The 25,498-nt window shown below is 32.4% G+C and carries 24 protein-coding genes; 21 read left to right on the top strand and 3 right to left on the bottom strand.

Features of this window, described 5'->3' with window-relative positions:
• Positions 1 to 48 precede the first annotated feature (48 nt).
• The gene (locus tag QZN45_RS07405) at positions 49 to 738 is read left to right on the top strand and encodes a HisA/HisF family protein (RefSeq protein ID WP_292608946.1); all 690 of its coding nucleotides are present in this window, start codon (positions 49 to 51) and stop codon (positions 736 to 738) included.
• On the opposite strand, the gene QZN45_RS07410 is transcribed toward QZN45_RS07405, so the two are convergent.
• Positions 730 to 909 carry a hypothetical protein gene (locus QZN45_RS07410; protein WP_292608943.1) on the bottom strand — a complete coding sequence of 60 codons (180 nt, stop codon included), beginning with the start codon at positions 907 to 909 and terminating at the stop codon, positions 730 to 732. The two genes, QZN45_RS07405 and QZN45_RS07410, sit on opposite strands and share 9 nt — an antisense overlap.
• A 122-nt stretch (positions 910 to 1,031) precedes the next feature.
• Between QZN45_RS07410 and QZN45_RS07415 the strand changes: the two genes are divergently transcribed.
• The 7 genes from QZN45_RS07415 to QZN45_RS07445 all read left to right on the top strand — a co-directional run bounded on the left by QZN45_RS07415 (position 1,032) and on the right by QZN45_RS07445 (position 12,746).
• Positions 1,032 to 1,880 (top strand): cation diffusion facilitator family transporter, encoded by an 849-nt coding sequence (locus tag QZN45_RS07415; protein ID WP_292608940.1) that lies wholly within the window; start codon positions 1,032 to 1,034, stop codon positions 1,878 to 1,880.
• 39 nt (positions 1,881 to 1,919) lie between these two features.
• On the top strand, positions 1,920 to 2,741 hold the full coding sequence (locus QZN45_RS07420; RefSeq protein WP_292608937.1) for a PfkB family carbohydrate kinase: 822 nt from the start codon (positions 1,920 to 1,922) through the stop codon (positions 2,739 to 2,741).
• Between the two features lie 159 nt (positions 2,742 to 2,900).
• On the top strand, positions 2,901 to 7,508 hold the full coding sequence (locus QZN45_RS07425) for a DUF4011 domain-containing protein (RefSeq protein ID WP_296812217.1): 4,608 nt from the start codon (positions 2,901 to 2,903) through the stop codon (positions 7,506 to 7,508).
• On the top strand, positions 7,505 to 9,145 hold the full coding sequence (locus tag QZN45_RS07430; RefSeq protein ID WP_296812219.1) for a hypothetical protein: 1,641 nt from the start codon (positions 7,505 to 7,507) through the stop codon (positions 9,143 to 9,145). The genes QZN45_RS07425 and QZN45_RS07430 overlap by 4 nt, the downstream gene beginning before the upstream one ends.
• Positions 9,138 to 10,340, top strand: coding sequence for a DUF3320 domain-containing protein (locus tag QZN45_RS07435; RefSeq protein ID WP_296812220.1), 1,203 nt, complete (start codon positions 9,138 to 9,140; stop codon positions 10,338 to 10,340). The genes QZN45_RS07430 and QZN45_RS07435 overlap by 8 nt, the downstream gene beginning before the upstream one ends.
• A gap of 11 nt (positions 10,341 to 10,351) precedes the next feature.
• Positions 10,352 to 12,103 (top strand): excinuclease ABC subunit UvrC, encoded by a 1,752-nt coding sequence (uvrC, locus tag QZN45_RS07440; protein WP_296812221.1) that lies wholly within the window; start codon positions 10,352 to 10,354, stop codon positions 12,101 to 12,103.
• Between the two features lie 100 nt (positions 12,104 to 12,203).
• Positions 12,204 to 12,746, top strand: coding sequence for a zinc ribbon domain-containing protein (locus QZN45_RS07445; RefSeq protein WP_296812223.1), 543 nt, complete (start codon positions 12,204 to 12,206; stop codon positions 12,744 to 12,746).
• Positions 12,747 to 12,751: 5 nt separating this feature from the next.
• Here QZN45_RS07445 and QZN45_RS07450 read toward each other — a convergent pair whose 3' ends face one another.
• Positions 12,752 to 13,048: a hypothetical protein gene (locus tag QZN45_RS07450; RefSeq protein ID WP_292609460.1), complete on the bottom strand. Its 297-nt coding sequence runs from the start codon at positions 13,046 to 13,048 to the stop codon at positions 12,752 to 12,754.
• An 87-nt stretch (positions 13,049 to 13,135) separates the two neighbouring features.
• Here QZN45_RS07450 and QZN45_RS07455 point away from each other — a divergent pair, with 87 nt between their 5' ends.
• From QZN45_RS07455 to QZN45_RS07515, 13 genes are all read left to right on the top strand, one after another.
• Entirely contained in the window at positions 13,136 to 14,842 is a 1,707-nt protein-coding gene (locus tag QZN45_RS07455; RefSeq protein WP_296812225.1) for an ATP-binding cassette domain-containing protein, read from the top strand.
• Positions 14,843 to 15,268: a universal stress protein gene (locus QZN45_RS07460; protein WP_296812227.1), complete on the top strand. Its 426-nt coding sequence runs from the start codon at positions 14,843 to 14,845 to the stop codon at positions 15,266 to 15,268.
• Positions 15,269 to 15,380: 112 nt separating this feature from the next.
• Entirely contained in the window at positions 15,381 to 15,548 is a 168-nt protein-coding gene (locus tag QZN45_RS07465) for a 4Fe-4S binding protein (protein ID WP_292609466.1), read from the top strand.
• Between the two features lie 5 nt (positions 15,549 to 15,553).
• Positions 15,554 to 16,732, top strand: a complete 1,179-nt coding sequence (locus QZN45_RS07470) for an NAD(P)/FAD-dependent oxidoreductase (protein ID WP_292881228.1) — start codon at positions 15,554 to 15,556, stop codon at positions 16,730 to 16,732.
• Between the two features lie 9 nt (positions 16,733 to 16,741).
• Positions 16,742 to 17,710, top strand: a complete 969-nt coding sequence (gene galE, locus QZN45_RS07475) for a UDP-glucose 4-epimerase GalE (RefSeq protein ID WP_292609470.1) — start codon at positions 16,742 to 16,744, stop codon at positions 17,708 to 17,710.
• Between the two features lie 9 nt (positions 17,711 to 17,719).
• Positions 17,720 to 18,613 carry a hypothetical protein gene (locus QZN45_RS07480; RefSeq protein WP_296812229.1) on the top strand — a complete coding sequence of 298 codons (894 nt, stop codon included), beginning with the start codon at positions 17,720 to 17,722 and terminating at the stop codon, positions 18,611 to 18,613.
• A 73-nt stretch (positions 18,614 to 18,686) separates the two neighbouring features.
• Positions 18,687 to 20,108: an amidophosphoribosyltransferase gene (purF, locus tag QZN45_RS07485; protein WP_296812231.1), complete on the top strand. Its 1,422-nt coding sequence runs from the start codon at positions 18,687 to 18,689 to the stop codon at positions 20,106 to 20,108.
• Between the two features lie 5 nt (positions 20,109 to 20,113).
• Positions 20,114 to 21,361 carry a U32 family peptidase gene (locus QZN45_RS07490; RefSeq protein ID WP_296812233.1) on the top strand — a complete coding sequence of 416 codons (1,248 nt, stop codon included), beginning with the start codon at positions 20,114 to 20,116 and terminating at the stop codon, positions 21,359 to 21,361.
• On the top strand, positions 21,354 to 22,148 hold the full coding sequence (gene cfbC, locus QZN45_RS07495; protein WP_292881231.1) for a Ni-sirohydrochlorin a,c-diamide reductive cyclase ATP-dependent reductase subunit: 795 nt from the start codon (positions 21,354 to 21,356) through the stop codon (positions 22,146 to 22,148). The genes QZN45_RS07490 and cfbC overlap by 8 nt, the downstream gene beginning before the upstream one ends.
• A 2-nt stretch (positions 22,149 to 22,150) precedes the next feature.
• A complete protein-coding gene (locus QZN45_RS07500) occupies positions 22,151 to 22,642 on the top strand; it encodes a methylated-DNA--[protein]-cysteine S-methyltransferase (RefSeq protein ID WP_296812235.1) in 492 nt (163 codons plus the stop codon).
• A gap of 5 nt (positions 22,643 to 22,647) precedes the next feature.
• Positions 22,648 to 23,019, top strand: coding sequence for a hypothetical protein (locus QZN45_RS07505; protein WP_296812237.1), 372 nt, complete (start codon positions 22,648 to 22,650; stop codon positions 23,017 to 23,019).
• Between the two features lie 134 nt (positions 23,020 to 23,153).
• Positions 23,154 to 23,708 (top strand): YgjV family protein, encoded by a 555-nt coding sequence (locus QZN45_RS07510; RefSeq protein ID WP_296812239.1) that lies wholly within the window; start codon positions 23,154 to 23,156, stop codon positions 23,706 to 23,708.
• 50 nt (positions 23,709 to 23,758) lie between these two features.
• Complete coding sequence (locus QZN45_RS07515) at positions 23,759 to 24,406, top strand: HAD family hydrolase (protein WP_296812241.1); 648 nt, start codon at positions 23,759 to 23,761, stop codon at positions 24,404 to 24,406.
• Here QZN45_RS07515 and QZN45_RS07520 read toward each other — a convergent pair.
• The gene (locus tag QZN45_RS07520) at positions 24,403 to 25,266 is read right to left on the bottom strand and encodes a pectate lyase-like adhesive domain-containing protein (protein ID WP_330047772.1); all 864 of its coding nucleotides are present in this window, start codon (positions 25,264 to 25,266) and stop codon (positions 24,403 to 24,405) included. The two genes, QZN45_RS07515 and QZN45_RS07520, sit on opposite strands and share 4 nt — an antisense overlap.
• Between the last annotated feature and the right edge of the window lie 232 nt (positions 25,267 to 25,498).

Below are 25,498 nucleotides of genomic sequence, written 5' to 3' on the forward strand. Positions count from 1 at the left end.
CCACCTCCTTACGATTTTTTTAAATACTTGTTTTATATAATTATAATTATGATTAAAAAAATACCTGTAATTGATTTAAAACAACACCAGGCTGTAAGTGGCAAATCTGGCATGAGAGATACTTACCAACCATTAAGAACTGTTTTTGCACCATCTTCCAATCCCGTTGAAATTGCTCAAGGATTAAAATTAAACGGTGCCGATGAGATGTACATTGCTGATTTGGATTTGATTGAATCAAGCGGTCACAACATTTCCGAAATTAAGTTGGTTAATACAATTTTGCCTGTAATGTTTGATGGTGGTGTAAAAAACTGCGAATCCTTTGATTTTTTCCTCGATTATGCTTATAAAATTATTGTCCCAACAGAAACTATAGAAAGCATTGAAGAGATGGAGAAAATATTTGAAAAATATCCTAAAGAAAGAATTGTTGTAAGTATTGATGTAAAAAACAATGAATTATACTCTAAAAATTTAGATTTAAATTTATCTGAGTTTAAGAAAATTTTAAAGAAATTGGATCCCAATGAAATCATTCTTTTGGATATTACTGGTGTCGGTACAGAAAAAGGATATAATCAAAAACTTTTAGATGAATTTGAAGATATGAAAGAAAAGTTAATTATTGCAGGTGGTTTGAATAAAGAATCTATTGGTGAACTAGATTCTCAGGGTATAAAAAAAATATTAATTGGAACTAGCCTACATTCCGGCGAAGTAGGAATTCTAGATTAACATTCTTAAAATCACATATGGCAGTAAGCAAGCTATAACGAATAATGTTATTCCTAAACCTAATTTAGTTTTGCTTTCTTCAAGTGAACCAGAAATAATCATTATTAATGCTAAAAATCCTAAAATTACTGGTAAAATATGAGAAAATATAGTTGTTCCTATAGTCGCCATTTTAAATCACTATTATATTTATTTATTTTTAAGTTATTTAAAGATAACTTAATTGTACTTTAAATTTTTTATTTTTAAGATTTAATAACTTTTTTATTATATTATTGTTAAATATTATTATTATGAGAATTGATAAGCATCATCATCACAAAAAAGCTGGTGATAATTTAGCATTTGTTTTTTTCATGAATCTCGCATTCAATATTATTGTCCTTGTTGGGGCGTTTGCTACCAACAGTATGGCGATTCTTGCTGATTTTATTCATGACATGTCGGATACCATTTCAATTGCATTGGCTTGGGTACTGGAGCATGTTGCCCAAAGGGATTCAACAGATAACTATTCCTATGGTTATCAAAGATTTTCAATTCTTGGCGCAGTCATAATTTCCGTTTTTGTGATTGTAATGGCTTTTGTAATTTTGTCGGAAGCAATTCCAAGACTGTTTTCGCCGGAGGGTGTTGATGCTGAAGGGATGCTGATTGTTGCAATTGTTGGAATAATCTTCAAATCACTTTCAGTTTACCGTTTGCACGATGGGGAGACATTCAATGAAAAGGCAATTTTGTTCCATCAGTTGGGAGACATATTTGAATGGATTGCCATTTTGATTTTAAGCGTTATATTGATATTCTGGGATGGTGCACCATATCTTGATCCTTTTGTTTCAATAAGTATTGCTATCTGGTTGATATTCAATTTGGGAAGGAATCTTTATAAATCCCTGGAAGTCCTGCTTCAAAAGACTCCTGATAATTTCGATGTTGATGAGTTCAAATCACAAATTTTGGCAATTGAGGGCGTAAATCATATTGATGATTTTCACATTTGGTCACTTGACGGAATTGATTCTGTTATGACTCTAAAGGTCAATGTTGATTTTGGAGAAAATGTTGAGGAAATTAAAAAAGAGATTTATAATATTTCAAACAGATATCATGTTGTTGACATTACTATAGAATTTGATTAATTCAGAGATCTTTTTTTAATTAGCAAATGGATGATTGTTATGACTTTGGTTGTTATCGGACCTGTGACAAGGGATCTGGTTGTTATCGGAAATGAGAAGTCTCATAAGGTAGGTGGAGCGACCTATTTTCAAAGTTTCGTTTTTGAGCAGTTTTACAAAGATTATTTGGCGATTGTAAATTGTGATGATGAAAATCTTGTCAGTGATTTTCCTGATTTGAGTAAAGTTAAGGTAATTAAAAAAGACAATACTCATTTTTTTATTAATTACTATCCTTTTGAGGATAATTTGGATATTCGTAAGCAATTAAGCAATTTCGCAGATATTTCAATTTTACCATCTGATTTAGAGGGGATTTTGCCGGAAAAAATTGATGCTTTTGTCATAAATCCATTAAATCGTCAAGATTTCCCTGCTGAAACCATGGAATATTTGAAAAGTTTTAACGTTCCGATATTCATTTCTGTACAAGGTTTTTTAAGAGTCCCTGGCATGAAAGATAATGAAAATTACGCTATAAAATTAGATAACTTTGATGATTTGAGTAGCATTTTATCAGGGGTTCATGTAATATTCATGGATGAAGGTGAAGCAAGCATTGTTGGGTGTGAGTTTGATGTATGTGAGATGGTCATAACCAACGGTTCCAATGGGTCTAGGATTATTGGTGATGGGGAAATTAAAATTGATGCTGTGAAATGTGTTGATGTTGTGGATACAACAGGTTGTGGGGACACTTATATGGCGGCATATATTTCTCAGAAATTATTGTCTAAATCAACTGAAAGCGCTGGAAAATTTGCATCTAAGATTGCAGGTGAGAAAATAAAAAATTCAGGACCTTATTTTAGCAACGATTAGATTGGTAGTCTAATTTGATGATTTCAATATTGTTATTTATTCATTTTTGAATTTTGCAACTTTTTAATTAAAATTACTTTATTTAGAAAACTTTATAAATTAATATTATTATATTTATATAATGTATTTCTAAATTTTTTAAACACTACAAGGGTCATCATGTTAAATAAGTCAAGTAATATAATTGAAAAGGAATTTAAAAATCTACGTAAGGAGCTATTGGATTTAACTTTAAGAAATCAACTTCTTAATTTTAAAACAAGAGCTAAAACCATTACTATCGTAAATCAGTCTCCTGTAAACCTTTTTCAAACATTGGTTCTCCAAGATAATAAGATGTATTTTGTAGCCAATAAGAAGGATAAAAAGGAGGATAAGTCTTCTGTATGGGATCATATTCCATTCGATTTTTCAAAGTTTTCAGAAGGAGACAAGAAATTAGCTACTGATTTAACTCCAAAAGAGCTTCAAAAAAGATTATATTACATTAACAATCAAGCAAAAACAATGCTTCAGGAGCAAGGTTATAACATTTTATATTTGGCAATTGGATTTTTGCAATGGAAAGACAAATCCAAACCAAGACAAAAAAATAATGCTCCATTGGTGTTAATTCCAGTTGCAATGGAAAGAAAAAAGGTTGGTGAATCATTTAACCTTGAATGGACTGGGGAAGATATTCAAACAAACATTTCTCTTAAAGCCAAATTGTTGGAGGCAGGAATTGAACTTCCAGATTTTGAATTCAAAAGATATGGTGAAGTGATAGACCATTATATTGCAAGTGTCAGAAGGGCAGTATCAAGAATGGATGGATGGGAAGTAAACAATAATGTGGCCTTAGGATTCTTTAGTTTTACAAAGTTTGTAATGTATAATGACTTAAACCCTGAAGCATGGGAAGATAATGTTGATTTAACTAAAAACGAATTGATTCAGGCTATTTTCAATCCTGCAAAAAATGACCAGGAAGCATTTAAGGAAGAAGATATCGACTCACAACTCGAATATCGGGACATGTACCAGGTGCTTGATGCCGATTCATCACAGATTGCCGCCATTCAGGATGTAAAGGCAGGGCGTAATCTCGTTGTAGAGGGTCCGCCGGGAACCGGTAAGTCACAAACAATTGTAAATTTGATAGCGGAATTATTGGCTGAAGGCAAATCTGTTTTATTTGTTTCAGAAAAGATGGCTGCACTTGATGTTGTAAAGGACAGATTGACTGGTGTAGGTTTGGGCAAATTTGTATTGGAGCTCCATTCCCATAAAACCAGACGTAAAAAATTCCTGAAAGACTTGCAAAAGGCAACCAATGTGAGGGCTCAGGATCCATTAAACATTGACCAGACCATTCGTAAATTGGAGACATTGCGCCGTCAACTTGATGATTATTCTCAAATTATTCATAAGCCGGCATTTGCTGTTAATCTATCTCCTTTCCAATTATATGGAATGAAGGAATCAGCAGATGATCATTTTTCAAGAAAAAATGCTTTAATGCCATTGGTTAGATTCCAAAATCCTGAAACAATAACTCTTAAAGAATTGGATGACATGAAAGTGTCTTTGGAAAACCTTGCTGAGTTGTATCAGACAATCTCTAAGGAAAACCCTTGGAGCAAATGTTCACCGAAAAGTTTGCTTCCAGCTGATTTAAGAGAAATCGAGATGTTAATCAATGATACTTTGCATGCATTGGATAATTTCCTGGTTGAAAGGGGAAGAGTCTATGACATTTATGGAATCAAAAAGCCGGATACATTGAATGAGTTTCAAAATTCACTTTCAGCTTTTGAAGTTATCAAATCTCAGAATGCTGAATTAATCGATGGGAGCATCTTAAAATCAGGGGCATGGAATAATAACAATGATGATGCATTTAAACTAATACAGGAGCTTGAAAGATATCAAAGATATTCTGGAATTTTAACTAAATTCAATCAAAGTATTTTCCAGGTGGATATTGACAGGTTAATATATGAGTTAAGAAATATTTCAACTAAAAAATTCAGATTCTTCAATAACAAGCAGCACATAGAACTTGTTGAGAGATATTATGCAGTTCCTGTTCCTGGAAGTGTTGATGAGATTATAAGAGATTTGCAGGAAGCAAAAGCAGTTATAAAAATAAGAAACAATTTGGAAGCTAATAGGGCATTGGGTGAAAAATATTATGGTGCATATTGGCATTTAAATGCAAATCCAAATGATTTAAAAGAAATTGCCAGATGGATGAATGAATTCACTGCACTCGTGCGTGATGGAACATTTTCCGAAAATACCATTGATTTGATGAGTAAGGATTTATTTGATATTAAACCTGAAAGGGATCTTGCAGAATATATAGATTCAGGTGAGGAATTCGTACGTGTACTTTCGAAACTTAAAGATAAATTGAATCCAAGAAGTAAATTAATATTCAAAAGGGAAACCGGTGATGTGAGTTTTGAAGCATGGCAGGAGCAATTGTACAAATGGAGAGGCCAATTGTCAAGTCTTCATTTATGGTCTCAATACTTAAATACAAAAAATTCCTTAAAAAATTCTAACGCTTCCATGTTTGTTGATTCCATTGAAAAAAGAAACATTAAAAAAGATGATATTGAAGCTTTGGTTGATGGAAATTTTGCAGATTCACTTTTAAATATATTATTTGTTGAAAATCAGGAATTAGCTACATTTATTGGAGAATTGCATGAAAATAGAATCCGTGAATTTAAGGATTTGGATAAAAAGATATTGGTTCTAAACAGAAAAAGAATTTTCCATAAATTAAACAGCAACATTCCGAAGATATTTGGCGGAACAGAAAATCCTCAGGCAAAAATACTTGCAGGAGAATTTACAAGAAAAAGCGGACACATGCCAGTTCGTAAACTCTTGGAAAAAGCTGGAGGGATGATAAAACAAATCAAGCCTTGTTTTATGATGTCTCCATTATCAATTGCACAATATTTGGATCCTACAAATGAGGAATTACAATTTGATGTTGTTATTTTTGATGAAGCAAGTCAGGTAAAACCGGAAGATGCATTGGGTGCATTTATGAGGGGTAAAACTGCTGTAGTTATGGGAGATACTCAACAATTGCCTCCAACTTCATTTTTCGATCAAATGTCTGATGCAGATAGTGATGAAGAGGAAGCAACTTCTCTGGATATGGAAAGTATTTTGCATTTATGTAAACTTTCATTCCCTGTAAAGATGCTTAAATGGCACTACAGGTCACGTCATGAATCATTAATTTCCGTTTCAAACAGGGAATTTTATGATGATGACCTATTGGTATATCCTTCCCCTTCACATTCAGACCCTGAATTAGGTTTGAAGTTCCATTACAATCCAAATACTGCATATGATAGAGGTTCATCCTCCGCAAACCCTCTTGAGGCAAAGGATGTAGTTGAAGAAATTTTCAACCATTTCGAAAAATATGGGGATACTAAAAGTTTGGGTGTTGGAACATTTTCTGTTGCTCAAAAAAATGCCATTCTTGAAGAATTGGAGGTTAGACGTAAGGAAAGGCCTGAATTTGAAGCTTTGTTTTCTGATAATAAGGATGAACATTTCTTTGTTAAAAACCTTGAAACAATTCAAGGGGATGAAAGGGATGTTATTCTAATCAGTGTAGGTTATGGTTATGACAATGACAGAAAAATGTCTCTTAACTTCGGTCCGTTAAACCAAGACGGTGGGGAAAGAAGGCTAAATGTATTAATTACTCGTGCAAGAGAAAAATGTGTTGTTTTCTCTAACTTCAAGGCATATGATATGAAATTAACAGCCAATCCTCCATATGGTGTAAAATCCCTTAAAGAATTTTTAGAATATGCTGAAAACTTGACTTTAGGAACCCAAGGACCTGAAATGCATACTAAAGAACCGTTTGAAGATGCAATTGCCAACTATTTGGAAGAAAACGGTTACATTGTTGATAGACAAATCGGTTGTGCAGGATTTAGAGTTGATTTGGCTATTGTCGATGATGAAAATCCAGGAAAATATATTTTGGGAATCACAACTGATGGAAAAATGTATTCATCAAGTAAAGTAGCTCGTGACAGAGACAGGTTGCGTGAACAGGTATTGACTGGACTTGGCTGGAAATTGTACCATTTATGGTCTACTGACTGGTATAGAAACAGGGATTTGGGTCGTAAAAAATTATTGGATTTTGTTGAAAAATCCATAAAGCAATCTCGTGAAGAAGAAAAACGAAGAACTGAAGAGGCTAAAAAATTAGCTGAAAAACGTAGAATTGAAGCTGAAAAAAGAGCTGAAGAATTAAGATTAGCTCGTGAAAAAGAAGAAGCTGAAAAAAAAGCTCAGGAAGAAGCTGAATCTGATGATGAAATTAATCCGGAAGATATTGGTCCAAGTGATTTTGTTGAAGTTGAAAAAGTTGATGATGGTGACGTTTTAGAAAAACCTATAGATGTAAGTGAAATCAATCCATCAGAATTCTTCGAAGATGACAATCATGAAAAATCTACAAAAAATGAAAAATTAGATGATGTTGAAACCGTTTCTGAGTTTGTTGCTGCGGAAGAGGTTGTTGATGATTCTGTTGATGTTAAGGATGATTCTGAGTTTGTTGCTGTGGAAGAGGTTGTTGATGATTCTGTTGATGTTAAGGATGATTCGAAGAGGTTGTTGATGATTCTGTTGATGTTAAGGATGATTCTGAGTTTGTTGAAAATGAAATTGTTGATTCTTCCGAAGTTAATGTTACTCAAGATAAATCAAAAAGTGATGATGACTTGAATGATGTTTATGTAGAAAATGACTCTGAATTCGTTGCTGATATTCCTGAATCTGCTGATGAAGAAAAAGCAGATGATTCAAAAGTAGAATTGGCAGAAGATGAAGATAAATCCTCTGATGATGAAGTATGGGAGTCAAAAGATGAAGATACCTCTCAAAATGATGATGCTGAGGTTTGGGAAGAAGATGATGGAATCTCTCCTGAAGATAATGCAGAGGTTTGGGAAGATGAAAAAGATTATTCCGATGATGAATCTGAAAATAAATCTTCAAACCCTATACGTGATAAAATCAAGTCATTTTTCAAACATGATGATTCTGAAGAAAAGATGGATAAAAATCCATTATTTTCAGGACTTAGGTTTACTAAGGATTTAGGTAAAAATTCAGATTTAGAAAAAGAATTTGAGGATTCTCTTAAACAAGATAAATCATCTGATGATAAGGTTGATTTAGGCTCTGATGATGACTATATCTATGTGGACCACAGTCATGATGATGAACGCTTTTTAGAAGATGAAGAAGAACCTATAATCTTTGATACACATGAAGATATTCAAGATGATGCAGATAATTTAGATGATGATTCTATTATTGTAGACCACAGTCATGACACAGTTAAAAAAGATTCTATCAATGAAGAAATGACATCAGAAAATGTCAAAAAAGATGATGATTCTTTCAATTTCAAACAAGAGCCGATTAATTCTGATGTTGATGATATTAAATTTGACTCAAATGTAGAAGATCACCCTGGTGTTGATGATATTAAATTTGATTCAGATGTAGGCGACCATCCTGGTGTTGATGATGTTAAAATTGAAAACATTGGGGATGATGAAGTCATAGAAGAAAATAATTTTGATAATCCTAAAGAAAATGATGATAAGGTTGATTTGGGTTCTGATGAGGACTATATTTTTGTTGACCACAGTACTGATGAGCCAATCGAAGAATCTGATGATAAAGAAAATATTGTTGATGAAGATTCACAACCGAATATTGAAGAAAGACAAAATGATACTAAATCAAAAATGAGGCATAAATTGGATTCATTCATAGCTGATGTTATTAATAATGCAGAGTCTCAATTGGAGCCTGAAGAAATTGAAACCCTTCGCGGTGAAGTAATTGATGAAGATATTGAATCATCACATAAGCCTGCTCCTGAAGATGAATTTGTTGTTGAAGCTGAAATTGTAACTGATGGTGAAGATCTCAATATCTTTAATGATGTGCTTCCAGATTTAAATAATGATGTATCAATAAATGATGATGAAACCGAGAGTATTGAAGATTATAGTGATTTAAAAAGGCCAACTCCAAAAACAAACTTTGAAGATGAATTAAATATTTTCAATGATGACTTGCCTGATATGAGAAATGATGTTCATGATGAAGCGACTAACATTGTTGACAGGGCAATGGATGAATTTATGGAAGAAGTATTCAGCAGTAATGATTCATCTAATGAAAAATTCACTGAAACCATTGAAAATGATGATACGGATATTATAGAAAATGAAAACAGTAAAATAAATTCTGATAATCGTGATGATTGGTCTGTAGGTAATGATGATGTTGGAATAAATTCTGATAATCGTGATGATTGGTCTGTAGGTAATGATGATGTATAATCGTGATGATTGGTCTGTAGGTAATGATGATGTTGGAATAAATTCTGATAATCGTGATGATTGGTCTGTAGGTAATGATGATGAAGTAAATTCCAATAACTCTAGTGATGAATCTATAAATGAAGATGGCGTTACTTTCTATCAGGGGTCTAATGATGTAAAAAGCAAACTCAGAAAAAATAATTTGTATTATGATGATGAAAAACCTAGGTCAGTTAGGGATTCAATTCTAGGATTTAAAAAAGACATGCAATATATCAACAAATCATTAAAGGAAATAGAAAATCCTACTAAAGTTGATTATGTTTCTGTAGTCGATAGGACTGAGGAGTATAATCCTGAAGATTACCTAAATATGCCGAGTGATGATGATTCCCAATTGATTATTGATCGTGAAGAGGAATTGACATTTGCTGAAAAAGAGGAAAAAAGAATCGAAAGAGAGCTTATGGCAGAATCTATTGAAGAAGATTTGACTGATGATGTTATTGTCAATGTTAACAATAAGCATGTCCAGGAGGAGATAAAAGACCAAACTCTTGAGGACATCATTCAATCTGCAAATGAAGATTATAAGGAAATTGAAAAGGAAAGATATAAAAATAACAATACCCTAAAATCTTTCGACGATAAGAAACTTCCTGGAAAAAGAAAACTGGAAGACAGTATTTTTGATTATGTTGAAGTTACTGACATTGGTATTCATTCCTCTGATGAACTATACAAAAAACCATCCTCTGAAGTTGCCAAATCCATCAATGCCATTGTAGATGTTGAAGGACCAATTCATGTTAATGAAGTTATAAAGAGAGTTAAAGACAGCTGTAATATTAAAAGAGCAGGTTCCACTTTGAAAAAGACTGTAAATTCAGCTATAAGTGAATCAGAAAATTCAGGTGATATAATCAAGATTGGTGACTTTTTATATGATGCTTCAAACAACAATGTTGTTATTAGAAGACGAAATAAACCTAATATTGATTTAATTTCTGATGAGGAAATCTCTAAAAACATTGAATTAGTCTTGCTTCACAAACAGAATATGACCACAAAACAAATTGCTAAGGAAACTTCACGCAATTTCGGATTTAAATCAACTTCCAAAAAGACAGCTGACAGGATTAATGGTGTTTTGGATTTGATGATTGCAAACAATAAAGTTAAAATTACCAATGATGTTGTTGAACTTAATTAGGGGGTTTTTAAATGTCTACAAAACTCAAATCTCCTGATAACTTGCCTAATAAGCCGGGTGTCTATATAATGCGTGATGATACGGATACCATAATTTATATAGGTAAGGCAAAAAATTTAGTCAAACGTGTAAAGTCTTATTTTCGTGAAAAGCTAGATAGGCCGAAAACTCAAATATTAATGAGTCATTTTGACAGTTTGGAGTATATTGTTACTAATTCTGAAAAAGAAGCGTTAATTTTAGAGGCTACTTTAATTAAAAAGCATCGTCCCAGATATAATGTTCAACTGAAGGATGATAAAAGATATCCCTATGTAAAGATTACTTCCGAGAGCTTTCCTCGATTGGTCATTACTAGAAATGTTACAAAGGATGGAATTTATTTTGGACCGTTCACTGATGTTGGTTCGGTTAAGCAAACTGTAAAATTCCTAAAATCATTATTCAAAATAAGAACTTGCCGCAATATGGATGGGCCATGTCTTAATGCTCAAATTGATTTATGTTATGCGCCATGTGATGGTAAGATTTCAGAAAAGGAATATTCTGAAATTATTAACAAGATTGATTTGTTTTTCCAAGGAAAATATTCAACTATTGTTAAGAATCTCAAAGAAGAAATGGCTGAAGCTGCAAAAAATGAAGAATATGAAAAGGCAGCAGTAATAAGAGATCAAATTGCATCAATCGAAGAGATAATGGAAAAGCAATTTGTTGACTTGGTGGATGATGATTTGGACCAGGATGTAATAGCTATTGCACCAAGTAAAAATGAAGTTGTTGTTATCATAATGCCTATAAGAAACGGTAAGATTGTAGGGCGTGATGACTTTTTAATGAGTGGTTCACAATATGATTCATCATCTGAAGTATTATTTGCATTTATTCAGCAATATTATGGATATAACAGGCATATTCCAAAACAGATTCTTTTGGATGAAGACATAGATGAAAAGGAATTGCTTGAAGATTGGCTAAGTGATTTGAGAGGAAATAAAGTTCATATTAAGGTTCCTCAGAAGGGAGTTAAATTACGTTTGGTAAAAATGGCTCGTAAAAATGCCGAAATTATCCAGCATCAAAAGAAAAAGATGGAAAATGCATTAATAGAACTTAAAAAATACCTCAAACTAGAAAATTTACCTCGTGTAATTGAAGGATATGATATCAGTAACATTTCCGGTAAGTTTGCCGTAGGATCAAAAGTTTCATTTAAAGATGGAAAACCTAATAAAAAAATGTACAAACATTTCAAAATGGAAACTCCAGGACCTAACGATTTTGCTATGATGGAAGAACTATTGACTCGCAGATTAAAAATGGTTGATAGAGATCCCGAACCGGACTTAATAGTAATCGATGGAGGTAAAGGACAACTTGGTATGGCATGTGGTGTTTTAGATAAATTGGACCTCGCTCATATTCCTATCATTGGTCTTGCTAAGGAATTTGAAGAGATATATGTTCCAAACACCAAAAGACCAATTATTATTCCAAAAAATAATAAAGCGTTGCATTTGCTTCAGCAAGTGCGTGATGAATCTCACAGATTTGCAATAACATACCATAGAAAGTTACGCAGCAAGAATATTCAAGCCTCTTCACTTGACGATATTGCTGGTGTTGGTAAAAAACGTAAGGTTGCTCTTTTGAAAGAATTTGGCACATTGGAAAATATCAAAAATGCTTCAATAGAAGATTTAGCTAAAATAAAGGGCATGAACAAGAAAACGGCTGAAAATGTCTATAATTATTATCACTAAACTATCTACTTTTTTTTCAAAATTTAGCCTATTTTCCATTAACTTTAAATATAAGTATTTTAATAATGTTTTTATAATAATTGTAAAAGGTTTAATGAATATGGTTAAATGTCCCCGGTGTGGCTATGAAAATTCCGCCACAGCTACTTATTGTGATAACTGTGCCTATCTTCTAACTGATCATAAAGGTAATAGATTAAATAATAATAAAAGAACAAGCAGTTGGAATATGGGTGTTGCTAAAAAAATTGTTATTGTTTTGGGTATTGTTGTAATTGCTTTGTTATTATTCTCTTTTGTTTATAATAATTCCCAACCATCTTCTGAAGAGGCTTTAAATGTCATTACGGACAATGGAAGTCTAAATCATTCTGATTCTTATCCTTATACAGCAGTCGTAAAATATGATGGCAGCTGGTTTTCAAGAATGGGTGATCCAAATTACCTTGTGGATGAAGCAGGTACTGGTCAAAAAAGAGTTCTTTTGGATTGCGCATCTTGGGAAAGGGTACATATTATGGCTCAAAAAGAAGATGCTGGTGAAGGCAATCTTACTATTCAACTTTTGAAAAATGGTAATGTTGTAGCTCAAAATTCAACTACAAATGCTACTGGAAGTATTGAAATAAATTATAATTATTAAAAAAATTATAATTCATTTATTTTTGCTTCAAGCAGTTCAATTAGTTCATCAGTTTTGTAAAGACGAATTTCCTGTTCTTCTTTATCTTTGAAGATTCGGATAAATTTTGTAAGGTCATTGCATAATTGGTCGTATTGAATATTTAATGTGTTAAAGTTAGATAGTAGTCCAAATGCTTTTTCTTGGTCTAATTTTGGGTTATCTTGTAATATTCTTTCAATATTTGCAAAATGAGTTTCAATCATTATTTTTTCTTGCTCTAAACTGTCCATATATTCTTGAATTTTATTTTCACTAACCATTTAAATCACTTGTTTTAAATCTTTAATAATTAAAATATAAATACTTATACTGATAAAAATTTGTATGTTAAAAAAGGGGCATAAAGAATGATAAAAGTTGAAAATGTAAGTAAAGATTATGAACTTGATGACGGTACAAAAGTTAAAGCTTTAAAGGATGTTAGCTTCGAAGTTGAAGAAGGTGAAATACTTGGAATCATGGGGAAAAGTGGTTCTGGTAAAACAACACTTTTGAGAGCTTTAAGAGGTGTTGAACATATTGATGCTGGAAAAATCACTGTTGATGATACTAGTGTTGAAGCTGGAGCATCCCAATTTTATTATAATAATCTTAAAAAAGTCACTGCTATTCATCTTCAAAGATCATTTGGTTTATGGCCGGATACCGTACGTGAAAATGTTTTAAGAAAATTATATGCTCGCAGGTACTTTGATGAAGGTGATGCAAATTTTGAAGTTGCAGAAAGTGAATTTGGCCAGGAAGCTGATGAAATACTGGAACTTGTTTCTTTAACTCACAAAGCCGACCATTATGCATCTGTTTTAAGTGGTGGTGAAAAACAAAGGCTTATCATAGCAAGACAACTTGCAAAACAACCGAAAGCTCTGCTTCTTGATGAACCTGCAACAATGGCATGCCCCAAAACAAAACAAGAGATATTGGATGCAGTTAAAAAAATCAACAAAGAATTAAACATTACTGTTATTTTAGTTTCTCATTTGCCTGATGTTCAGAAGTATTTGGCTGACAGGGTTATTTTACTTGAAGATGGTGAAATAGCTGATGAAGGTTCTCCTGATGAAATCTGTGACAAATTTATGGAAGGTATGGAACCTATTGCAGATATTGAAAATATTTCATCTGATGAAGATGTCATCCATGTCAATGATGTTTTCAAAAGATTCTACCTGTTAACCGGCGGAGAAGTTTTACAAATTGAAGATATTAATTTTAAAGTACAAAAAGAAAACATATTAAGCTTGATAGGACCTAGTGGTGCAGGTAAAACTGTACTCTTAAGAATGCTTGGTGGACTTGACGACCCTGACAAGGGAGAAGTTTTATACGATGTTGATGGTGAATGGGAGGACATTGACATTCCGGGAATGGGTCGTATGAAAATAAGGTCCAAATTGGGTTTCATGCACCAGGAATTTGCATTAAATCATTATGCTACTGTACTTGACCAGTTGGCTGTACGTTTGGGATATAAAAATCAGGATATTGTAAAAGATGCACGTAAAAGGGCTGAAAAAATTGGTCTTAGTGAAGAGTTATTGGATTCATTCTATTTATTAACAGATTTACCTGAAATTGAAGCAAAAGAACGTTTACGACAAGTCGGTTTAGATGCTGAAATCTTAAATGATTTATTCCCTAAATTCCCTGAGACTGCTACCAAAGAGGCTGTTGAAGATATCTTTGAAAGTCTTGATTTGGATTTGGAAATTTTAAATAGAAAATCTTATGAATTGTCTGGTGGTCAAAAGGTACGTGTCATGCTTGCATTGATTCTGGTTTCAAGACCAAAATTCCTGCTTTTAGATGAACCATTTGGAGATTTGGACCCAGTTACATTGAGAACCGTAACTAATTCACTTAAAAAGATTTCAAAAACTTATGGTATTACTGTAATTATGGTATCACATAATACTGACTTCATTAAAGAATTAAGCAACCGTGCAATATTCATGGATGATGGAAAACTTATTGACGATAGCGAAGATATTGACCAAATTGTAAACAATTTCATTGATTTCTGTCATGCAGACTATTTGACAGGGGATAATTAGATGTTTGATGTGATAATGGTTCCTATTGATGGGTCTGAGTATAGTTTCAAGGCGGCTGATGTTGCAATTGAAATTGCTCAGAAATTTTCTTCTAAAATCGCTGCTGTTCATGTGCTGGAAGAATTTTCATTTAACAGTTATGATTCTGAAGAGGATTCAGGTGATGCACTTTTAGCAAAAGTCACTAAAAAAGCTAATGAAGTTGATGTTGAAGTTGTAGAACATTTGCTTACTGCTGATCCTCTTAGAGACATGAAATTTATAGCAGATCAAACTCGAGCAGATTTAATTGTTATACATGCTCACGGATCCAATAATAACAGGTTTGTATCATTTGATGAAAATGATGTTTCAGACACACAAATTGGTTCAGTTTCAGAAAGGCTGTTGAGAAATTCTGAAGTACCTGTATTGCTTGTTAAATAATTAATTTCTTTTCTTTTTTTCATTGATTAAATGGTTATCTTTTACTAAACTTTTAAATAGTATAAAAAACTTAGTATTCATAACATAAACTATTTAATTTAAGGAGATATTTATGATTGTTAAAGATTGGTGCTCATTCTGCGGAGAATGTGCTGGAGTTTGTCCAAGAAATTTAATTCAAGTTAGAGAGTATGCTTTAGTATTTAATGATGATGACTGTAAAGATTGTGATACTTGCATTAAAGCATGTCCAATTGATGCATTAGAAAAAGAGGACTGATTATTATGATTGAAACTGATGTTATTGTAGTAGGTTCAGGACCTGCAGGTTCTAGCGCAGCAAAACACGCTGCTTTAGGTGGCGCAAAAGTTATTTTAATGGATAAAAAGTCAGAAATTGGTTCACCAAAAAGATGTGCTGAAGGTGTTTCAATTCAAGGATTAGAAAAATTGGGAATTGAACCTTCACCTCGTTGGGTAACTAAAGAAATTGAAGGTGTAAGAATTCAAACACCTGACGGAACTGACGTATGGTTAACTAAAGATGAAGTATCATTGCCTGAAGCAGGTTACATCTTAGAAAGAAAAGTCTTTGATAAACATATGGCAATGGATGCTGCAAGAGCAGGTGCTGAAATCAAAATTAAAACTTTAGTCACTGGTATTGAAAAGATAAATAACGGTTACATTGTTGAAACTGAATGTATGGGCGAAAAAATTGACTACAAATGTAAAATATTAATCGCTGCTGATGGTCCTGAAGGTCACGTTGCAAGATGGGCAGGCTTAAGACCAGCAGCAAAAGCAAAAGAAATGGAATCCGGTATTCAATATGAAATGTGTAATGTTGAATTTGAAAAGCCGGGTGTAATTGAATTTTACCTAGGATCATGCGCACCTGGTGGTTATGTATGGATTTTCCCAAAAGGGGATGACATTGCAAATGTCGGTTTAGCAATTTTACCTCACAAAGCTGAAAAAACCGCTAAAGAATACTTGGATGACTTTGTAGCTAAGTCACCATATTTGAAAAATGCTCAAGCTGTTGAAATGAACGTAGGTGGAGACCCTGTAGGTGGAATGACTAAAAAACTTTATGATGATAATATAATGGTTGTTGGAGATGCAGCAGGTCAAGTAAATCCATTGACTGGTGGAGGAATTATTTCCGGTATGACTGGTGGTATGTGCGCTGGTCAGGTAGCTGCCTTGGCTATTAAAGAAGATTGTTCCAAAAAATTCTTGAAACAATATGATAAAATGGCTCATGAAGAATTAGACCACGAAATCAAAAGATACAAAAAAGTACAGGAATACTTGCTTACATTATCTGATGAAGAACTTGACAGTATTGCTCATGCTTTCCAAGGTGAAAGCTTTGAAAAGATTTCAACAACTGAAATAGTTAAAAAATTAATCAAAGTATCTCCAAAAGCATTACTCAAATTAGGTAAATTCGTTTAGGTGTTCTAATTGATTTTAATTACTGGAGGCGCTGGTTATATAGGTGCCCATACAAATAAAGCACTTCATAATGCAGGTTATGAAACTGTTGTTGTAGACAATCTCTGTAAAGGTTATGAAAACTTCGTTAAATGGGGAAACTTTGAAAATTATGACTTTGGAAGCAGTGATTTAAGAGAAGTTTTTGAAAAATATGACATTGACGGCGTTATTCACTTTGCAGCTTTTTCATCAGTGGCTGAATCTGTTCAAATGCCACAGAAATACCTTAAAAATAATTATAAAAACACTTTAAATCTTTTAAAAATCATGAGAGAATTCGGTGTTGATAAATTCATCCTTTCATCAACCGCTGCAGTATATGGAAATCCTGAAAAGATTCCTATTACTGAAGATACTGAATTAAAACCAATCAATCCTTATGGACACTCCAAATTCATCACTGAAAAAGCTTTACAAAGGGAAGCTGAAAAAGGTGATTTCAATTATGTATCTTTAAGGTACTTTAATGCAGCAGGTTGTGACTTTGATTGTGAGATTGGGGAACTGCATGACCCTGAAACTCACTTGATTCCATTGGTATTGGATGCGGCAATAGGCAAAAGAGAATGCATTTACATATTTGGGGATGATTATGATACTCCTGATGGAACTTGTATTCGTGATTATATTCATGTTAATGACCTTGCTGATGCACATATCAAAGCATATGAATATTTATGCAATGAAAATGAATCAAATATCTTCAATTTAGGAAATGGTGAAGGATATTCCGTTCGCGAAGTAATTGATATGTGTAAAAAAGTTACAAAACAGGATTTTGAAGTAAAAATTGATGAACGTCGTGAAGGTGACCCTGCAATATTAATTGCTGATGCTTCCAAAATCAATGAGAAATTGGGTTGGAAACCTAAATATGATCTTGAAGAAATTGTTTCTTCAGCATGGAAATGGCATGAAAAAATAAATGGAGTTTAGGTAATTTCCATGGAAAATGAAACTAATGAGTCAAAAATTGATGTTCGTATAATCGTTCAAGGATTGGATATTGCTCAAATGGTTTCAAAGGCTGTCAGTAATATTCAACTTGAAAGAGATTATAATATTATTGTTTCATCTATTATTCCAACTACTGAAGTAAGCATTGTTAAAAAGGTAGCTAAAGGTGCTGACATTATACTTATTGGTAGTTATGGTCGTGATGAAACTTATAATATTCTTTTTAATGAATTAAAAACTGATTTTAACAATGTTGGATTGTTTGATTATAATAATATAATTATTGAAGACGAATCCATAGACTTTAATTTGGCTCAAAAGGAAATCTTAAATTCAATAATAAAATCTACCTTATCTTATTCTTTAAATTTAATTAATATCCACACACTGGAAAATAAACTGATGAAAGTAACTCATAATTATAATAATTTACTGGATGATTATAATCAGGTTTTAAAAGAAAATGAAGTTTTTTCCCGTGAAAACAAGGAATTGCTTGAAGATATAAAGGAAATCAAATCTGAATTTGAATCATTTAAGTTACGTTATGAAGACATTTATTCCCGTGAAATTTTAGAAATTTTTGACTTGAATGAATTGTGGCAAGAAACCTTTAGGCAGGAGTTAACTTCAGAACAACAGGTTGTTATTGCAACAAATAAATTCAAACCGGACAATATTATTGTTGGTCAGGGGTATATAGCATCCCAATCAAAGCAGGAAGCAATTGACTGGTTGAAAATAATTAGGACTGCACTGATATTTGTTGAAGAAAACAAGGAAGATTTAAAGCAAAATCTGAAAGGTATTGATGAACCAAAACCTCCAGAAGTTCGTGATGATTATGAAATTCCGGATACTTTTGAAAATTTCTGGGACTAATTTATAAAAAATAAATATTATTTTATACTAGTTAAAAGAAAATTATAATTATACTATTTATGGGAGTTTGCATATGCAAGGTGAGATTGAAGATAAATGTGGTATTGTTGGGATTTATTCCAAAGATGATTCTAAAGACGTTGCATCCTTTGTTTATTATTGTTTATATGCTTTACAACATAGGGGTCAGGAATCTGCAGGTATAGCTACTTTTAACCCTGAAAAAGGTTTGAATTATTACTGTGGGATGGGTTTAATTACTGATGTTTTTAAAGACTATGAAATCCAGAATTTGTCCGGAAACATGGCAATAGGTCATGTAAGATATTCAACTACAGGACAGTCAAAACTCGAAAATTCACAGCCTTTTGTAACTGATTTTGATGATGGATTTATAGCTATGGCTCATAATGGGGATATTGTTAATTCCGATGATTTAAGAGATGAGCTTATAGCTGAAGGCTATGAATTCAAATCCGATACTGATTCTGAAGTAATTTGTTATATGCTTAAAAAGGAGCATTATGACAACAATAAAGATATTTTGGATTCCATTGAATCCGTTTGTGATAAATTAGTAGGATCTTATGCATTAACAATATTGGTTAATGGTGATTTATATGGTGTACGTGATCCTATGGGAATAAAACCTCTTGCTGTTGCTAAAAAAGGTGATGACTTTATTCTTGCTTCCGAAACCGTTGCTTTTGATGTAATAAATGCTAAATATGTTAGGGACATCAAGCCTGGTGAAGTTGTTTACTTTGAAAATGATGAAATTAAATCTCACATGCTAGAAAGTGCCGGTAGATGTAAGCTTTCACATTGTATGTTTGAATACGTTTATTTTGCAAGACCTGATAGTACTATTGATGGCATTAATGTTTATCAGACCAGGATGAATATCGGTCATCAGTTATATGAATTGTATCCTATTGATGCGGATGTTGTAATTCCAGTGCCTGATTCATCAATCCCTGCAGCTATCGGATATTCCAGAGCTTCCGGAATTCCTTATGGTGAAGGATTAATTAAAAATAGGTATGTTGGAAGAACTTTTATCATGCCGACTCAAGAAGAAAGGGAATTGGCTGTTAGACTAAAACTAAATCCTATTAAAGATGCAATTAAAGGTAAAAAGATTATTTTAATTGATGACAGTATTGTTAGGGGAACTACTTCCAAACAATTGCTCGACTTAGTAAAAGAAGCGGAACCTGCTGAAATTCATTTCCTTGTAGGTTGTCCTCCGGTTGTTGCTCCATGTTTCTATGGTGTCGCAATGGCTACTAAAAAAGAATTAATTGCCGCCAATTATAGTGTCGATGAAATTCAAGAGCAATTAAATATTGATTCTTTAGGTTATATTACTTTACCTGCTTTGGTAGAAGCTATTGGAATGCCTAAGGAGAATTTATGTTTGGGTTGTCTTAACGAAGAATATCCTACAGAACTTCCTGAAGGTCTTGAAGCTGAAACTTATTATAAACCTTAGATATCATGGTTGAATTATTAGCTCCGGCTGGAAATTTTATATCATTACGTGCCGTTTTGGAAAATGGGGCGGATGCAGTTTACTTTGGTCTTGACGATTATAATATGAGGGCCAATGCAAAAAACTTTTCAATAGATGATTTAAAAGATGTTTCTAAAATTGCCAGTGAATATGGGGCTAAAACTTATTTATGTACAAATGTTATTTTAAATGAACGTTTGGCTCACGAATTAAATGATAATTTGGAGGCTATTTCTTCATCTGAAATAGATGGACTTATTTTATCTGACATTGGACTAATTGAGGATACTGCATCTCACGGACTTGAAGCTCACATCAGTGTTCAGGAAAATGTTACCAATTCATTTACTTTAAAAACACTGAAAAAATTAGGTGCCAAAAGGGCAATTCTTTCACGGGAATTGTCTTTGGACGAAATTGCCGAAATCAGCAAAAAATCTCCAATAGAAACTGAAATTTTTATTCATGGAGCAATATGCATGGCGATTTCAGGAAGGTGTTTTTTAAGCTATGGATTATATGGTCGCAGTGCAAATTGTGGGGACTGTCTGCAGCCCTGCCGTAAAAATTGGACATTGACATATGAAGAGGGAGAAGATAATGTTATTAACTTCTCGGATGTTGAAGATGAACGATTTATTGTTACTGGCAGTGATGATGGTAGTTATAGGACAAACTTTTTTTCACCAAAAGACATGTGCATGATTGAATACATTCCCGAGTTAATGAAAAGTGGCGTTGTTTCATTTAAAATTGAAGGAAGGGCCAGAAGTCCAGATTATGGGGCGATGGTTACTGGAATATATCGTGAAGCTATTGACAGTTATGAAAGTGATCCTTTAAATTATCATGTAAATGAGGAATGGATGGATGAGCTGACAAGCGTATTTAATCGTGGATTCGATACCAACTTTTATTTTTCAACTCCTTTCAAGACAAGTGAAGACAATCAATCAAAATACATTAAAAAGGACATTGGTCAGGTTGTTAACTATTACAATAAGGTTAAGGCGGCTGAAATTAGGATTTGGGATGATTTGAAGATTGGAGATAATATAATTATTCAGGGTCAGACCACAGGCTCTGTTACTCATACAATAGACTCTATGCAAATAGAAGGTAAATCTGTGGATAATGTCAAAAAGGGAGTTAATGTTGCAATTGCAATTCCAACAAAAGTGCGTGAAAATGATTTTGTTTATAAATTAGTTGAGAGGAATGTTGATGGTTAAGAAAATAGCTATTTATGGAAAGGGCGGAATAGGAAAAAGTACTACTGTAGCTAATTTATCGGCTGTATGGGCAAATGATGATTTAAATTGCCTTGTAATTGGTTGCGATCCAAAGGCTGATACTACACGCACATTATACGGTAAAAGAATCCCTACTGTAGTCAACACATTAAAGGATAATCGAAAACCTGAAAAAGAGGATTTGGTGTTTACCGGTTTTAAAAACATACAATGTGTTGAAAGCGGTGGTCCTGAACCTGGTGTTGGCTGTGCAGGACGTGGTGTAATTGTGGCTATGAAACGTCTGGAACAGTTGGGGATTTTTGATGAGGATTTGGATGTTGTTGTGTATGATGTTTTAGGCGATGTTGTTTGCGGTGGTTTTTCCGTGCCTTTGCGTGAAAAATATGCTGACGAAGTATTGATTGTTACTTCTGGTGAATATATGGCATTATATGCGGCAAATAATATTGTGAAAGGTGTTAAAAAGCTCAAAGGTAATTTAAGTGGTATTGTTTGTAACTGTCGTAATGTTGATAATGAAGAGCAAATTGTCAACGACTTTGCCAAAAGAATTGGAACACATGTTATTGGTACTATTCATAGAAGTAATTTAATTCAAGATGCTGAATTAGATGCAAAAACCGTTGTAGAAAAATATCCTGAAAGTGATGAAACACAAGAATACAGAGACCTTGCTTCAAGTATTATGGGTAATGAAAAGACTTCAACTCCAGAACCGATGGAAGATACTGAATTCGAAGAATTCTTTAAATCATATTTGTAAAAATGTATTATTCAACTGATTATGAATCACCCCTTGGAGAAATGCTGATTGTAAGTGATGGTGAAGCTATTTGTGGGGTTTGGTTTTACGGTCAAAAACATTTTAAATCAACAGTCATTGGCAAAACAATTCATGATGATGGCTTGTCTATTTTTAAAAAGGCAAAACAATGGTTTGAAGATTATTTTAATGGTAAAAATCCACAAATTAATTTCCAGTTGAAACCTGAAGGCAGCAAATTCAGGCAAAAGGTTTGGAAAATCCTATCTGAAATTCCATATGGTGAAACATTGACTTATGGTGAAATAGCATCCAAAATTTCACCTAACATGTCTGCTCAAGCTGTCGGCGGTGCAGTAGGCCACAACCCAATATCCATTTTGATTCCATGCCACCGAGTGCTTGGCAGTGATGGAAAATTAACCGGTTATGCTGCAGGTTTGGACAAAAAAATTGAATTGCTAAAAATAGAAAATATTTCAACATGTCGGTGATTGTTATGGGAAAGTTTCCATTCCGTTTGATTGCAGCTATTGCATTATTTTTGATGATTTTTGCTTTAAGAATGTTTACAAACTTAGATAATAATGTTATTGTTTCCATTTTGTTAATATCTATTTTTTTAATAATATTCACATATGTTTTCAAAATTGAAGGGCCTAGTTTATTGAAAACGTTTGTAATCCTATTTTCATTTATTGTCCTTCCAGTGTTCGTTTTATTTTATCTGGGATTTTGGAATTCATTTTCAAATCATCTTGTTGCTATCATATTAATAGCTTTTGTCATGCTTTTAGGTTTGCTGGCGATAGTTGCAATGATTAAATTAAGCATTGTTGAAATAGAATATGATTGGATTGATGAAAAATGAAATGTTTGCATACTCATTTTTTTCTAATTTCGAAGCATTGCTTTTTACAACACTGATTGTTTTTTCATTTTCTTTTTAACATTGCGAAAAAATTAAGTTAAAATATATGTAACGATTTTGACAAAAACATTAGTATGGATTTGCCAATCAATATTGTCATAGGTAATGCAATCTCATTAATTGCAGGCATTTTCATCATATTGAGCATGTGGGTTAATGATGAAAAGAAAGCATACAAATACCAATTTCTTAATGCTTTTATTTTAATGATTTCATCAATATTTTTCTTCTCCTGGACTGGAGTTGTAACCATGGCAATTGCCGCATCAAGAAATGCAATGGTTTATAATGATAAATTAACATTTAAATGGACAATATTTTTCATTGTTATTTCAATCGTAATTGGACTTTTGGTAAATACGATGGGTTTTGTTGGAATATTGCCTATTTTGGCTATTGTTCAAATTACTCTGTGCAACTATTATCTAAAAAATATTAAGACAATCAAGATTGGCTTTATTGTAAATAGTGCAATTTATATAGTTTATTTTTTAGCTATCTGGGATTTCTCTTCAACTATTATAGAAACAATAACTGCTTTAATTGGATTAATATCCTTGTTTAAGTTAGTTTTCTATGATTCAAAAGAAAATGATGATGTCAAGTCCATTGACGATGAGGGATATTAATTATTCAGATGCTGAAAGATATTTTACATAGAATTTACAAAGTCTTATTCATGAAAAGACTTGCTATTTTTGACTTTGATGGAACATTGTTTGATTCGGTTCATGATGTTATTATTTGCTTTAACAAGGCATTGTCAATGAATGGTTTTCCTACATTAACCCGTGAGGAATATATTGAAAGGTTGGGTGGAAATATCGATGAAATCGTTTCATTAATTTTGAAAGATAAAAATTCAAAAGAAAACATTGAATTGATCAAAAAAGATTATCAAAAACTTTATGATGAGTCTAATAAGGATAATACATTGCCATTTCAAAATTCTTTAGAAGTTTTAAAAGAATTGCAGGAAAGAAATATTCTATTGGCCATCAATTCGAATAGAACAACAGATTCAATAAAATATTTTGTATCTAACTTCTTTAAAGAAATTGATTTTGTCTCAATTGAGGGTCACGACCCTGATTTTCCTTCAAAACCAGATCCTTATGGCGTAAATAATATAATTAAAAAGGCAGGTGTTAGTTTGGATGAGGTGGTTTATATTGGCGATTCTAAAACTGACATCAAAACAGCTAAAAATGCAAAAATAGATTGTATACTGGTAAGTTGGGGTTATGGCAGTAAAAAAGAATATGAAGATAAATATATTTTAGAAGTAATTGATGATATGTATCAATTACTTGATTTCTTTGATTAATATTCTCTTGGAATTGGTAAGATTGGATATGGTGTTATATTAAGTATAGTTCTATTATAAAAAGCCGCATTTTTCCAAGGATATTTCAAACCGACATCAACAAGGAAATTATCTATAATTGCAAAGAAGTGTCTTTCCCTAAATTTTAAAGTCCCAACATGAACATAATAAAAGGTATGGTTTTCCATAAGATTCATTGCATCGCACATGTGGAAAAACAAATCAGTTAAACTGCAGCAATTTCCGGTCAATCTTAATAGTGTTGATTCAGGGGTTTGGTAAAAACCAGCTTTTCTTTCATGCTTTGTATTTTTACTGATCCATATTGCAATTTTTTTAATGGCATCAATTCCAGTAGATTCCCCAACAATTAATTTGGCGACTTTTTTTACTATTAGGGATATATTTCCTGAGTATGTAACATTTGAATAGTAACATTCTGCCATAATAAAATGATTATATTCTTTTGGAATTAAATTACAGTTAATTAATGTAATGTTGTATGGATGTTTAATGCTTTTTTCAGTAATTATTAAATTTTTAAAGTTAACATTTTTAATAGTTAAATCTAATTCATTATTCTCAGTATTTATGTCGAATGTTGAATTAGAGTTATCTAGAGTATGATTATTTCCTTCAATGGTTAGGGATTTGGAAAATTCTAAATTGTCTTCTGAATCGTTGTAGACATAATCTTTTGTTAGGTTTATATAATCATTTGAACTTGAAATTTCCTGTTTCAATTCACTATAAGTTCCAACATAATCATTATCTGTAACATTTTCATTTGCAAAAACACATGAAGTTGATAGGCAAATAAATATTATTACTGAAATAGTGATTAATAATTTTTTAATAATATTACCTCCATTACATTATAAATTAATTGGTTATCTATTATAAAAGTATTGTTTTTTTTACTATTGTCTTTCCTTATTTCCAGTGTTATTATTTATTTTTTTTAAATTATATATAATTTTATAATGATACCTTTTTGGCACTTTCAATAACTTAAGTGATTTTTAGTAAATCGCATTGTCCTCATCCCAATACTTTAGTTTTAGATTGAATCTTTTTAAAATTCCTTTATCT

Origin of the sequence: uncultured Methanobrevibacter sp., from assembly GCF_900314695.1 — an archaeon.
Taxonomy (GTDB): domain Archaea; phylum Methanobacteriota; class Methanobacteria; order Methanobacteriales; family Methanobacteriaceae; genus Methanocatella.

Coding starts and splice junctions, on each gene's coding strand:
- QZN45_RS07405 (WP_292608946.1), top strand. CDS start 49: ATGATTAAAAAAATACCTGTAATTGATTTAAAACAACACCAGGCTGTA.
- QZN45_RS07410 (WP_292608943.1), bottom strand. CDS start 909: ATGGCGACTATAGGAACAACTATATTTTCTCATATTTTACCAGTAATT.
- QZN45_RS07415 (WP_292608940.1), top strand. CDS start 1,032: ATGAGAATTGATAAGCATCATCATCACAAAAAAGCTGGTGATAATTTA.
- QZN45_RS07420 (WP_292608937.1), top strand. CDS start 1,920: ATGACTTTGGTTGTTATCGGACCTGTGACAAGGGATCTGGTTGTTATC.
- QZN45_RS07425 (WP_296812217.1), top strand. CDS start 2,901: ATGTTAAATAAGTCAAGTAATATAATTGAAAAGGAATTTAAAAATCTA.
- QZN45_RS07435 (WP_296812220.1), top strand. CDS start 9,138: ATGTATAATCGTGATGATTGGTCTGTAGGTAATGATGATGTTGGAATA.
- uvrC (WP_296812221.1), top strand. CDS start 10,352: ATGTCTACAAAACTCAAATCTCCTGATAACTTGCCTAATAAGCCGGGT.
- QZN45_RS07445 (WP_296812223.1), top strand. CDS start 12,204: ATGGTTAAATGTCCCCGGTGTGGCTATGAAAATTCCGCCACAGCTACT.
- QZN45_RS07450 (WP_292609460.1), bottom strand. CDS start 13,048: ATGGTTAGTGAAAATAAAATTCAAGAATATATGGACAGTTTAGAGCAA.
- QZN45_RS07455 (WP_296812225.1), top strand. CDS start 13,136: ATGATAAAAGTTGAAAATGTAAGTAAAGATTATGAACTTGATGACGGT.
- QZN45_RS07460 (WP_296812227.1), top strand. CDS start 14,843: ATGTTTGATGTGATAATGGTTCCTATTGATGGGTCTGAGTATAGTTTC.
- QZN45_RS07465 (WP_292609466.1), top strand. CDS start 15,381: ATGATTGTTAAAGATTGGTGCTCATTCTGCGGAGAATGTGCTGGAGTT.
- QZN45_RS07470 (WP_292881228.1), top strand. CDS start 15,554: ATGATTGAAACTGATGTTATTGTAGTAGGTTCAGGACCTGCAGGTTCT.
- QZN45_RS07480 (WP_296812229.1), top strand. CDS start 17,720: ATGGAAAATGAAACTAATGAGTCAAAAATTGATGTTCGTATAATCGTT.
- purF (WP_296812231.1), top strand. CDS start 18,687: ATGCAAGGTGAGATTGAAGATAAATGTGGTATTGTTGGGATTTATTCC.
- QZN45_RS07490 (WP_296812233.1), top strand. CDS start 20,114: ATGGTTGAATTATTAGCTCCGGCTGGAAATTTTATATCATTACGTGCC.
- cfbC (WP_292881231.1), top strand. CDS start 21,354: ATGGTTAAGAAAATAGCTATTTATGGAAAGGGCGGAATAGGAAAAAGT.
- QZN45_RS07500 (WP_296812235.1), top strand. CDS start 22,151: ATGTATTATTCAACTGATTATGAATCACCCCTTGGAGAAATGCTGATT.
- QZN45_RS07505 (WP_296812237.1), top strand. CDS start 22,648: ATGGGAAAGTTTCCATTCCGTTTGATTGCAGCTATTGCATTATTTTTG.
- QZN45_RS07510 (WP_296812239.1), top strand. CDS start 23,154: ATGGATTTGCCAATCAATATTGTCATAGGTAATGCAATCTCATTAATT.
- QZN45_RS07515 (WP_296812241.1), top strand. CDS start 23,759: ATGAAAAGACTTGCTATTTTTGACTTTGATGGAACATTGTTTGATTCG.